Origin of the sequence: Methylobacterium frigidaeris (genome assembly GCF_022179185.1) — a bacterium.
GTDB lineage: Bacteria > Pseudomonadota > Alphaproteobacteria > Rhizobiales > Beijerinckiaceae > Methylobacterium > Methylobacterium frigidaeris.
Genome location: NZ_BPQJ01000003.1, coordinates 78,775 through 90,358, shown reverse-complemented (window position 1 = coordinate 90,358; position 11,584 = coordinate 78,775). Strand labels below are relative to the sequence as shown.

Genomic DNA, 11,584 nt, shown 5'->3' with positions numbered 1-11,584 from the left:
GGAGCCGGCGGGGGGCACGGCGGCGGGCAGCAGGGAGCGCAGATCGTGCCGCCGGCGACGGTGCCGAGGTCGAGCTTCTTCATGGTGTCTCTCCTGTCAGTATGCGTATTGTCGTTGATGTCAGCTTGCCGCGAAGGCGATCAGCACTTCTTGGACTTGGAGCTGCCGCAGGTCGGAGCGGGCGGCGGGCAGACCGGGGCCGGCGGGGGGCACGGCGGGCAGCAGGGAGCGCAGATCGTCCCGCCAGCGATGGTGCCGAGGGTCTTCAGGTCGAGCGTCTTCATTGGGGCTGTCCTTAAGTCCGGGACCGGTCTCGTGTCCCGCTGACAGTCTTGAGATGCCAGATGTCCCAAAACGTGTCGAGACGTGCAGCCGAACACTTGACGGGCCATTAACCAAAGCGGTTCCGGAAAGTGGATCATCGACAAAGCCTTACGCAGAGGCGAAGAAAACTGCGTAGGTAATTTCGTTGGGGAAGGCCTGTGCATGACGTGTCGTGGAAGGCCCGTCGGCTGCCACGGCAGGATGAAATGATTGCGAGACGATGCTCCCAGAGAGTGTCTTGATCAAGAACAGCGGCGGCCAGGCGTAATTCTCCCTCCGGTACGCTTCCGTCCATGCTGGACGGTACCGGCAATCGCCACGAAGGTGACTGCCGGAACACGCCGAGGCTGCGGACCACACTGTGCGGCTAAGCCTGCCTGGAAGACAGGGCAAGCTCAGGAAGGTACAGCGACAGATCTTCGAAAGTCCGGATCAGCGGCGCGGCGATGCGGAACGCGGACGCTTCAGGCGACGAGACGCGGCGGGCTTGCCCGCAGCAGCATGCCGAAGAGGTCGCGCGGGTCGTCCGGATCGGCGAGCAGGTCGAGATCCTCGTAGTAGGGGTGCTCGGCCAGGAGGTCGCGCACGGTGCGCAAGGCCGAGAAGTCCTCGATCGCGAAGCCGACGGAGTCGAACACCGTGACCTGGCGCGCGCTCGCGCGCCCGGACGCCCGGCCGGCGAGGACCCGCCACAGCTCGGTCACCGGATGGTCCGGGGCCAGTTGCTGGATCTCGCCCTCGATGCGTGTCTGTGGCTCGTATTCGACGAAGAGGGCGGCGCGGCGCAGCACCTCCGGCGCCAGCTCGGTCTTGCCCGGGCAGTCGCCTCCGACGGCGTTGATGTGCATCCCCTCCCCGACCAGGTTGTCGCCGAGGATCACGGCGTTGCGCTTGTCCGCCGTCACGGTGGTGACGATGTCGGCCCCGCGCACGGCCTCGGCGGTGCTGGCGCAAGCCGTGAGGTCGAAGCCGAAGCGCGCGAGGTTGCGCAGGCATTTGGCGGTCGCCGCCGGGTCGATGTCGTGGAGGCGTAACGTATCGACTCCGAGGAGCGCCCGGAAGGCCAGGGCCTGGAACTCGGCCTGGGCACCGTTGCCGATCAGCGCCATGGTGCGCGCGCCCGGCCGCGCGAGGGACTGAGCGGCCAGGGCCGAAGTGGCGGCGGTGCGGAGCGCGGTCAGCAGGGTCATTTCGGTGATCAGCACCGGATAGCCGTTGCCGACGTCGGCCAGCACTCCGAAGGCGGTGACGGTCTGGCGCCCGCCGGCGGCGTTCTTCGGGTGACCGTTGACGTATTTGAAGCCGTAGGTGTGGCCGTCGCTCGTCGGCATCAGCTCGATGACGCCATCGGGGCTGTGGGCGGCGATGCGGGGCGTCTTGTGGAAGGCGTCCCAGCGCGAAAAATCCTCCGCGACGGCGCTGGCGAGGCGGGCCAGCATCGCCTCGATCCCGACCGCGTGGACGAGGCGCATCATGTTGTCGACGCTGACGAAGGGGACGGTGTTGAGCGCGGGCATCTAGAAGCTCCGGGTCGGTCGGTCGAGAATGCGGCGGCCGAACAGGCTGGCGGCGAGGTCGGTCATCAGCAGGGCGGTGCGGCCGCGCTCGTCGAGGAAGGGGTTGAGCTCCACGAGGTCGAGGCTGCGCACCAGGCCGGAATCGTGCAGCAGCTCCATGATCAGGTGGGCCTCCCGGAAGGTGGCCCCGCCCGGCACCGTGGTGCCGACCCCCGGTGCGATGCCGGGATCGAGGAAATCGACGTCGAGGCTGACATGGAGCAGGCCGTCGGCCGCCGTCACCTCGCGCAGGAACTCGCGCAACGGGGCGACGATTCCGATCTCGTCGATGTCGCGCATGTCGTGCACCCGGGCGCCGCTGCCGCCCAAGGCTCCGCGCTCCGCCGGATCGACGCTGCGAAGGCCGAACATGCAGATCCGCGCCGGGTCGAGCGCCGCCCTCAGGGGTGGGAAATAGCCCTCGAAGCCCGGCCGTCCGGTGAGGTAGGCGAGCGGCACGCCGTGCAGGTTCCCGCTCGTCGTCGTGTCGAGGGTGTGCAGGTCGGCATGGGCATCGAGCCAGATCAGGAACAGCGGCCGCCCCTCGGCTTCCGCCCGCCGGGCCATGCCCGCCACGGTGCCGGCCGAGAGGCTGTGGTCGCCGCCGAGAAAGATCGGCCGTGCCGCGGCGCTGTGCCGGAAGGCGGCCTCGGTGAGCGCCAGCGTCCAGCCCGCCGTCTCGGCGAGGTGATGGATCGCCCGGTTCGGGTGTGGCGGTGCCGCGAAGGGCATCGGCGCGATGGTGCCCGCATCCTCGACCGGGATGCCGAGTTCGCGGATCGCCTCGGCGAGGCCCGCCGCCCGGTAGGCGCTCGGCCCCATGTCGCAGCCGAGCCGGTTCGTGCCCGACTGCACCGGCGCTCCGACCAAGACGCACCCTTCCGGATGTCCGCTTGCCACTCGTCCGCTCCCGCCTGGATCGTGCCGACCGGCTCGACCGTAGCGCGCGGCTGCGTCACCCTGAACAGGGGAAGCTGGTCGATTTTTCAGCAGGATCGCGCAATCTGGCAGGCAGGATTACGCAGAGTGTCGGAATGGATGCCCTCGACCAGAGCCTCATCACCTTGCTGCGGCACGATTGCCGCCGCCCGGTCTCGGAACTCGCCACGCTCCTGAGGGTGTCGCGCGCCACCGTGCGGGCGCGGCTCGACCGGCTCGAGCGCGACGGCGAGATCATCGGCTACACGGTGGTGCTGCGGGCGGACAGCCAGCCGGCGGCGGTGCGGGGGATCACGCTGATCGCGGTGGAGGGGCGCAAGGCCGGCGACGTGATCGATGCCCTCAAGGGGTTCGCCGAGATCACCTCGGTCCACACGACGGTCGGCACCTGGGACATCGTCGTGGAGGTCGCCGCCGGCAGCCTGCCGGAGCTGGACGAGCTGCTGCGGCGGGTGCGCCTGGTGCCGGGCGTGACCACCTCGGAGACGCACCTGCTGCTGTCGACGCCGCGGAGTGCGCGGGCGAGATTGTAAGGGCTTCGTCGTTGCTCCCGGCGGATCTCACATCCAATACGTCATCCGGGGCTGCGCAGCGGAGCCCGGAATGACCCGGAGGGCGTCAATGCTGCGGGAGATCATCTATCGGGTCGAGCACAACTCTCGCACCGGGACCCGACACCCTACCAAGAATCCGGCTCCGCCCGCGAGACCCGCAGCACCGGCGCAGAAGCCGGCCTCGCACCCGCCGCCGCGCTGCCGCGCGGGGCCGGCCCCACCTCGGCGGGAGCCCCGGCGAGCGAGCGGCGCAGGGCCGGTGGCGGCGGGGGAGCGACCGATTCGAACCGCCGGGCCGGAGGACCGCCGGGCGCGGCGTCGAGGAGCGCCGCTGCCGCGGCGAGCTGAAGCGACTGCCCGTCGCGCTCGTTCAGCACGATCTCCGCCGCCACCTCGGCATTGGCGAGCTCGCCGCGGATGTTCAGCTCGTCGAGGACGGTACGAAATCCCGCCGCCCGCTCGATGCCGAAGCCCCGCATCGTCTCGCGCAACTCGCGGATCCGGGCGAGCAGCTGGGTGTATTGCTCGGCGGTGGCCTGGCGGCGCGCGAAGGCGATGCGGGCCGCGGTGAGGGTCGCGAGTTCCTTGTCCTGCGCCTCGTAGCCGCGCTGGCGCGCCAGCGCCGAGGCCTCGCCGATCCGCGGCAGGCTCCCGGGCTCGTAGATCGGCACGGTCGCCACGATCTTGGTCGTGGTGTCGGTGATCCGGTCGAGCACCGGGCTGTAGCCGAGCTGGGCGATCTTCGAGAATTGCAGGTTGACCTTGGGCAGGAGGTCCGCGAACGCCGCCTTGGCCTGGTAGCCCGCGGCCTCCGCCTCGAGCTGGAACGCCGCGATGTCGGGATTGGCCTTGCGCACCAGCTCGGCATAGGCGTCGGCGCTGCGCGGCAGCCCGTCGGGCAGGCGTGGCGGCAGCATCCGTTCCGGCGCCATCCGGGTGAGCCGGGTGAACTCCAGCCGGGACGCCGTGAGGTCGGCCTGGGCCCGGATCCGCAGCGCCTCGGCCTCCTGCACCCGCGAGCGGGCGAGCGCCACGTCGGTGCGGGTCGCGTCGTTGAGCTCGAACTGCTTGTCGGTGAAGGCGGCGATGCGCTGGATCGCGACGAGCTGCGCGTCCCGGGCGGCCAGGATCCGGGTGTCGCGCAGGACCACGATATAGGCGATGGCGGTATCGAGCAGCACCTGCTGGCGCCGGCCGATCAGGAGCAGCCGGCCCGATTCGGCGAGCGTGCGGGCCGTCTCATAGCCGTTCCAGCGCCGGAACCCGTCGAACAGCGGCAGGCTCGCGGTGATCCCGACCACCGTCGGCGCCCGCCGCGGCGTCGCGTCGAGCCCGACCACCGGAGGTGCGGCATCCGGCGAATAGGTGATGCGGCTCCTCAGCGGCCGGTCGGCCGTGAAGGCGACGGTGGGCATGAAGGCGTCGATGGCACCGCGCAGGCGCTCCTCGGCCCCGTCCTGACGCGCCCGCTCGGCCCGCAGCACGAAGCTCGACTCGAGCGCTGCCGCCGAAGCCTCCTCGAGGCTCTGCGCCCGGACCGTGCCCGCGGAGCCCGCCAGGATCGCCAGGACGCAGCCCAGCCTCTCCACCCTCGCGCGCCGCACCGACATCTGATCTCCGATAGATTGGGGAGGGAAGGCCGCCTCCCCAGGGTTCGGCCCGGTGACGACTCTGCGAACGGCCACTCTCTTCTTCGCGCAACAGGGTGAACGAAGCCTTACCTACGGACGCACAACCGCCATCGCACCACCGATCGTGGGGATGACTTCTGATTTGCAGGTCTGCTGCGCCAGCAAAATCGATATGACGAGGAGCATCCCATCCATGACACATTGATCTGGCGGCGGTGATTCGAAACACCCGATATAAAGACTGACAAATACTTGATCGCCAGGTCACGGTCCAAAACGCCGAAGCGTCATCCGGCAGGCGGACGTACCTCGCCGGCCTCCGCGTCCGACCCGCGCGGCCACGCCGGCGCACCGCCCAGCGGGCCGACCGCGATCGAGCGCAGCAGGGTCGCCCGGGCGGTGCGCAAATGGGCCCGGCAGGTCTGGTCGATCTGGCGCAGGTCGCGGGAGCGCAGGGCGGCGATGTAGTCCAGGTGCTCCCGCAGGGCGACGCGGTTGCGCTCCTTCTCGTCCGACTTGTCCCACTGGTAATGGTAGTGGAAGATGATCGAGATCACGTCGTAGAAGTCGCGGATGAAGCGGTTGCACGAGGCGTCGTGGATCAGCCGATGCAACCGCTCGTCGAGGCGTGAGAAGTCGCGATAGCGCGCGTCGATCTCGGCGAGCAGGACATGATGCTCGCGCTCGATCGCCGCGAGCTCGGCCCAGGCCGGCGAATCCGGCGCCAGCTCGACGAAGCGGCGGGCCGAGCGCAGCTCGAACATCTCGCGGATCTCGTAGATCTCGGCGGCGAAGTCCGGCGTCACCCCGGCGAAGATCCAGCCGCTGTTCTCGCGCCGCTTCAGCAGCCCGAACTGGCTGAACCGGGTCAGGTATTCCCGCACTGCCGTGGTCGAGACACCGAACAGGCGTGCCAGCTCCGCGGTGTTGACCACCTGGCCCGGGCGGCAATCGCCCTGCAGCACCCATTGCATGAACTTGCGCTCGACGGCCTCCGCCACCGTCTCGGTCTCGAGGCCCGGGAAGTAGTCCTCCGGCACCGGATGGCGGATCAGGCGACGCCGCGCCCCGTCCGTCCCGACGATGCCGGCCGCAGCGAGGCCCGCCAGCACGCCGCGCACCGTGGTGCGGCTGACCTCCAGCGCCTCGGAGAGGTCGGCCTCCGAGGCGCACCAGGGCCCGAGTTGCCGCGTCGCCAGCGAGGACAGGCACTGGTTGTAGGCTCGCTTGTGGACCGTGTTCGCCCGCATCCCGCCCTCCCGAGGGCGCGATTCCAGCACGCCGGCCAGGCCCCCGTCCATCCGCATCGCGTCGGTTTTTCGCACATAAAAAACTATTTGACAGCCTGAGCAGTCCGGTTCTTTATGCATGATAATACATAAACCCCACCTGGTGAGGACACGCCCTTGGCACCGATCGGCAGCATCTCCGCCTGTGCGGCGCGTTCCGCGTGAGCGCCGCTCTCAAGACCCGGCGGGTCGTCCAGTTCGGCACCAGTCGGTTCCTGCAGGCCCATGCCGACCTCTTCATCCACGAGGCGCGCGAGGCCGGCCAGGCGGTCGGCCCGGTCGCGGTGGTGCAGACGTCGGGCGCGGCCTCCCGTGCCGGGCGCGTCGCCGCCTTCGGGGCGCCCGAGGGCTATCCGGTCCTCATCCGCGGCATCGAGGACGGCGCCCCGGTCGAGCGGCAGGTCACCGTCACCAGCATCGACCGCGGCCTCTCGGCCACGACCGACTGGGACGCCGTGACGGCCCTGTTCGTCGAGGAAGCCGAGATCGTCCTCTCGAATACCGGCGATACCGGATACGCGATTCCTGCGGCCGATCGTGGCACGGGGTGGGTCGAGGCGCGTCCCCCGGTCTCTTTTCCGGCCAAGCTGACCCAGCTCCTCTACCGCCGCTGGCAGGCGGGCGGACGGCCGCTCACGGTGCTGCCCTGCGAGCTGATCAACCGCAACGGCCGGGTGCTGCAGGGCTTGGTCCTGGACCTCGCGGCGCAAGCCGGCCTGCCGGAGGATTTTCGGAGCTGGCTGCGCGAGAGCGTGATCGTCACCGACACCCTCGTCGATCGCATCGTCTCCGAGCCGATCGAGCCGGTCGGCGCCGTGGCCGAGCCCTACGCCCTGTGGGCGATCGAGCGCCGGCCCGGCCTCGCGCTCCCCTGCGAGCATCCCTGCATCGTGCTCGCCGACGACCTGGAGCCGTTCGAGCGGCTGAAGCTGCACATCCTCAATCTCGGCCACACGGTCCTGGCCGAGATCTGGCAGCGCGAGGGCCGGCCCGAGGCCGAGACCGTACGCGAGATCCTGGCCGATCCGACGATCCGGGCGCGCCTCGATGCGCTCTACCGCGACGAGGTGGTGCCGGGCTTCGCCGTCCGCGGGATGGAGGCGGAGGCCAAGGCCTACGTCACCGCCACCCTCGACCGCTTCCTCAACCCGTACCTCAACCACCGCATCGCCGACATCGCCCAGAACCACGTCCAGAAGGTCGAGCGCCGGATCCACGCCTTCCTGGCCTGGGTCGAGGAGGCCGGTGCATCGCCGGCGGCGCCGGTGTTGCGGGCCCTCGCCGCCGCCTACCCGCGAGCGGACGCGGCATGACCTACCAGTTCGACTTCGCGTCCCTGCTGCCGTACTGGCGCGACTTCGCCGCCGGCGTCTGGCTGACGCTTCAGCTCTCGGCGGTGGCGACGGTGCTCGGCTTCGTCGGCGGCGCGCTCTGCGCCATCGCCCGGGCCGATGGCCCGCCCTGGCTGAAGCGGCTCGTCGGCGCCTATGTCGAGGTGATCCGCAACACGCCGCTGCTGGTTCAGATCTTCCTGGTCTATTTCGGCATCGCGGTGCTAGGCCTGCGGGTCGACGCCACCATGGCGGCGGTGCTCGCGCTCGTCGTCAACGTCGTGGCCTATACCTGCGAGATCATGCGCGCCGGGATCGAGAGCATCCACAAGGCGCAGATCGAGGCCGGCGAGTGCCTGGGGCTGAACCGCCGCCAGATCTACTGGCACGTGGTGCTCCGCCCGGCGATCGAGCGGGTCTATCCGGCGCTGGTCAGCCAGTACGTGCTGCTGATGCTCGCTTCGTCGATCTGCTCGCAGATCTCGGCCGAGGAGCTGACGGCGGTGGCGAACCGCATCCAGTCCGACACCTTCCGCAGCTTCGAGACCTACATCGTCGTCGGCCTCGTCTACCTCGCCCTGTCCTTCGTCGTGCGCTGGGCCTTCTGGGGCTTCGGCCTCCTCGTCTTCACCCGCCGGCGCAAGCTCGGCACGGCCCTCTAGCGGGGAGGGGAACGATGCCCACTTTCGGACCCCAGCACCTCTGGTTCCTGCTTCAGGCGGCGGGCTGGACGCTGGCGCTCTCCGCCATCGCCTTCATCGGCGGCGGCCTCCTCGGCTTCGGCGTCGCGCTCGCCCGCATCTCGCAGAACCGCGTCGTGCGGGGCCTCGCGTCGGCCTACGTGCAGGTGGTGCAGGGCACGCCGCTGCTGATCCTGCTGTTCATGATCTATTTCGGCCTCGCCATCGCGGGCTTCGACCAGCTGCCGGCGCTGATCGCGGCGGGCGCCGGGCTCACGATCTACGCCTCGGGCTTCCTCGGCGAGATCTGGCGCGGCTGCATCGAGGCGGTGCCGAAGACCCAGTGGGAGGCGGCCGAGTGCCTGGCGATGTCGCGCTGGCAGCGCCTGACCCGGGTCGTGCTGCCGCAGGCGATGCGCCTCGCCACCGCCCCCACCGTCGGCTTCCTGGTCCAGATCGTCAAGAACACCTCGCTCGCTTCAGTCGTCGGCTTCGTCGAGCTGTCGCAGGCCGGCAAGCTCATCAACAACTCGATCTTCCAGCCGTTCATCATCTTCGTCACCGTGGCGATGTTCTACTTCGCCATCTGCTACCCGCTGTCGGCCTGGAGCCGCGGGCTGGAGAGGAGGCTCAATGTCGGCCGTCGTTAAGCTTGCCAACGTCCACAAGAGCTTCGGCCCGCTGAAGGTCCTGGACGGGGTCTCGTTCGAGGTCGGCCGCGGCGAGGTGGTGGCGCTGATCGGGCAGTCCGGCTCCGGAAAATCCACGGCGCTCCGCTGCATCAACGCCCTCGAGACGATCGAGGAGGGGGCGATCGAGGTCTGCGGCCACGCGATCCACGCGCCCACCCTCGACAAGCGGGCGCTGCGGCTCTCGGTCGGCATCGTCTTCCAGAGCTACAACCTCTTCCCGCACCTCACCGCGCTCCAGAACATCATGCTGGCGCCGACCTGCGTGAAGGGCATCACGCGCAAGGAAGCCCGTGAGATCGCGATGGACTGCCTGACCCGGGTCGGCCTCGCCGAGAAGGCGGAGCATTACCCCGAGCAGCTCTCCGGCGGGCAGCAGCAGCGCGTCGCCATCGCCCGCTCGCTCGCCATGCAGCCGCAGGTGATGCTGTTCGACGAGGTCACCTCCGCCCTCGACCCGCAGCTCACCTCGGAAGTGCTGAAGGTCATGGAGGATCTCGCCCGCGGCGGCATGACCATGATCCTGGTCACCCACGAGATGGGCTTCGCCCGGCGCGTCGCCGGCACCGTCATCTACATGCGCCAGGGCCGGGTCTGGGAGACCCTGCCCGGCCGCGACCTCGACAACCCACGCACGCCCGAATTGCGCGACTTCGTCGGCAGCGGGCTGTAAGATCAGAGGAGATTTGGGGATGAAGCGCAGGACCTTCCTGGCCGGCGGCCTCGCGGCGGCCTCTACCCTGGCGATGCCGGCCCTGGCCGACACGCTCGACACGATCAAGAGCCGCAAGAAGCTGCTCGTCGCCCTCGATCTCGGCTCGCCGCCCTTCGGCATGACCGACGCCGCGATGCAGCCGACCGGCTCCGACGTCGAGACCGCGCGGCTGCTCGCCGCCGAGTGGGAGATGCCACTCGAGATCGTGCAGGTCACGAGCCCGAACCGGGTGCCGTTCCTGCTCACCGGCAAGGCCGACATGGTCATCGCCTCGTTCAGCGTGAACGAGGAGCGCCAGAAGGTGATCGACTTCTCGGATCCCTACGGGGTGATCCAGGCGGTGATCGCCGGGCCGAAGGGCCGCGAGGTCAAGGATTACGCGGCAGTCGTCGGCAAGCGCCTTGGCACCACGCGCGGCAGCACCAACGACAAGGAGGCGACGGTCCGCGCCCAGGGCGCCCAGATGGTGCGCTACGACGACGACGCCACGCTGATCACCGCGATGGTCTCGGGCCAGGTCGACATGGTGGCGACCTCGCCGCAGGTGATGAACACCGCCAACACCCGCAATCCGCCGGCGCCGTTCGAGACCAAGATCGTGATGCGGACCTTCCCCTACGCGATCGGGCTGCGCAAGGGCGAGGCCAAGCTCCAGATGGCGCTGAACGAGTGGGTGCGCAAGAACCTGCGCAACGGCCAGCTCAACGCGATCTACAAGAAGTACCACGGCAGCGACCTGCCGGCCGAGATGCTGGCGTAGTCAAAGGACGCGGGATCCCCTCTCCCACACGGAAGAGGGGAACAGCGCCTGATCTTCTCACCGCCAGTCCTTCCCGCATCAATTCTCTTGAAAGACCCATCCCATGAAGGTGCTCCTCTGCGACGAGCCGGGCCGGCTGCGTGTGACCGAGCGGCCCGAGCCGGTCCCGGCCGAGGGCGAGGCGCTGGTACGCATCCGCCGGGTCGGCATCTGCGGCACGGATTTCCATATCTACCAGGGCAAGCACCCGTTCCTGCAATATCCGCGGGTGATGGGCCATGAACTCTCCGGCACGATCGAGCGGGCGCCCGCCGGGAGCGGGCTCGAAGCAGGCCAGAACTGCTACATCGTGCCCTACCTGTCCTGCGGGCACTGCGTTGCCTGCCGCAAGGGCGTGACCAATGCCTGCCAGAACATCAGCGTGCTCGGCGTCCATTGCGACGGCGGCATGGCCGAGCTGATCAGCGTGCCAGCCCGGAACGTCGTGCCGGTGGGCGACACGCCCCTCGACGACGCCGCGATGATCGAGTTCCTGGCGATCGGCGCCCACGGTGTGAAGCGCGGCGGCATCTCGCCTGCGGACCGCGTGCTGGTGGTCGGCTCGGGGCCGATCGGCATGTCGGCGGTGATCTTCGCCAAGGCACGCGGCGCCCACGTCACGGTGATGGACCTGCGCGAGGATCGGCTCGCCTTCACGCAAGACGCCCTTCGCGCCGACGCCCTCTTGCTGGCCGATGACGAGGCCGAGGCGAAGGCCGGGGCCGCCACCTCCGGCGACTTCTACGATTGCGTGATCGACTGCACCGGCAACCGCGCGGCGATGCAGCGCGGATTCGGCTTCGTCGGCCATGGCGGGCGCTACGTACTGGTGAGCGTGGTGCGCGACGACATCGTGTTCTCGGATCCCGAGTTCCACAAGCGCGAGACCACCCTGTTCGCCAGCCGCAACGCTCAACCGGACGACTTCGCCGAGGTCGTGCGCCAGATGCAGGCCGGCCGGGTGCCGACCCAGGCTCTGCGCACCCATCGCGGGGCGCTGGCGGACGGGCCGGAGCTGTTCCGCGACTGGCTGCGGCCGGAGGCGGGGGTGATCAAGGCGATCCTCGAGCTGTAGAC

General features: G+C 69.3%; 12 protein-coding genes. 7 read left to right on the top strand and 5 right to left on the bottom strand.

Annotated elements, in window-relative coordinates:
- Nucleotides 1-140 precede the first annotated feature (140 nt).
- From MFF64_RS03965 to rocF, 3 genes are all read right to left on the bottom strand, one after another.
- Nucleotides 141-284: a hypothetical protein gene (locus MFF64_RS03965; RefSeq protein ID WP_165795529.1), complete on the bottom strand. Its 144-nt coding sequence runs from the start codon at nt 282-284 to the stop codon at nt 141-143.
- A 504-nt stretch (nt 285-788) separates the two neighbouring features.
- Nucleotides 789-1,841 (bottom strand): ornithine cyclodeaminase, encoded by a 1,053-nt coding sequence (gene ocd, locus MFF64_RS03960; RefSeq protein ID WP_238189725.1) that lies wholly within the window; start codon nt 1,839-1,841, stop codon nt 789-791.
- Nucleotides 1,842-2,780: an arginase gene (rocF, locus tag MFF64_RS03955; protein WP_099899910.1), complete on the bottom strand. Its 939-nt coding sequence runs from the start codon at nt 2,778-2,780 to the stop codon at nt 1,842-1,844.
- Between the two features lie 134 nt (nt 2,781-2,914).
- Between rocF and MFF64_RS03950 the strand changes: the two genes are divergently transcribed.
- The gene (locus tag MFF64_RS03950; protein WP_099899912.1) at nt 2,915-3,352 is read left to right on the top strand and encodes an Lrp/AsnC family transcriptional regulator; all 438 of its coding nucleotides are present in this window, start codon (nt 2,915-2,917) and stop codon (nt 3,350-3,352) included.
- Between the two features lie 146 nt (nt 3,353-3,498).
- Here MFF64_RS03950 and MFF64_RS03945 read toward each other — a convergent pair whose 3' ends face one another.
- Nucleotides 3,499-4,983: a TolC family protein gene (locus MFF64_RS03945; protein ID WP_099899914.1), complete on the bottom strand. Its 1,485-nt coding sequence runs from the start codon at nt 4,981-4,983 to the stop codon at nt 3,499-3,501.
- Between the two features lie 308 nt (nt 4,984-5,291).
- Nucleotides 5,292-6,254, bottom strand: a complete 963-nt coding sequence (locus tag MFF64_RS03940; protein WP_238189723.1) for a GntR family transcriptional regulator — start codon at nt 6,252-6,254, stop codon at nt 5,292-5,294.
- Nucleotides 6,255-6,454: 200 nt separating this feature from the next.
- Between MFF64_RS03940 and MFF64_RS03935 the strand changes: the two genes are divergently transcribed.
- The 6 genes from MFF64_RS03935 (at nt 6,455) to MFF64_RS03910 (ending at nt 11,582) form a co-directional block, all read left to right on the top strand.
- Nucleotides 6,455-7,606 carry a mannitol dehydrogenase family protein gene (locus MFF64_RS03935; protein ID WP_099899916.1) on the top strand — a complete coding sequence of 384 codons (1,152 nt, stop codon included), beginning with the start codon at nt 6,455-6,457 and terminating at the stop codon, nt 7,604-7,606.
- Nucleotides 7,603-8,286, top strand: coding sequence for an amino acid ABC transporter permease (locus MFF64_RS03930; RefSeq protein WP_238189721.1), 684 nt, complete (start codon nt 7,603-7,605; stop codon nt 8,284-8,286). The genes MFF64_RS03935 and MFF64_RS03930 overlap by 4 nt, the downstream gene beginning before the upstream one ends.
- A 14-nt stretch (nt 8,287-8,300) precedes the next feature.
- Nucleotides 8,301-8,954: an amino acid ABC transporter permease gene (locus tag MFF64_RS03925; protein WP_238189719.1), complete on the top strand. Its 654-nt coding sequence runs from the start codon at nt 8,301-8,303 to the stop codon at nt 8,952-8,954.
- Entirely contained in the window at nt 8,938-9,666 is a 729-nt protein-coding gene (locus tag MFF64_RS03920; protein WP_099904717.1) for an amino acid ABC transporter ATP-binding protein, read from the top strand. Before MFF64_RS03925 ends, MFF64_RS03920 begins: the two co-directional genes overlap by 17 nt.
- 19 nt (nt 9,667-9,685) lie before the next feature.
- Entirely contained in the window at nt 9,686-10,468 is a 783-nt protein-coding gene (locus MFF64_RS03915) for a transporter substrate-binding domain-containing protein (protein WP_099904719.1), read from the top strand.
- Between the two features lie 103 nt (nt 10,469-10,571).
- A complete protein-coding gene (locus MFF64_RS03910; RefSeq protein ID WP_099904721.1) occupies nt 10,572-11,582 on the top strand; it encodes a zinc-binding alcohol dehydrogenase family protein in 1,011 nt (336 codons plus the stop codon).
- Nucleotides 11,583-11,584 lie beyond the last annotated feature (2 nt).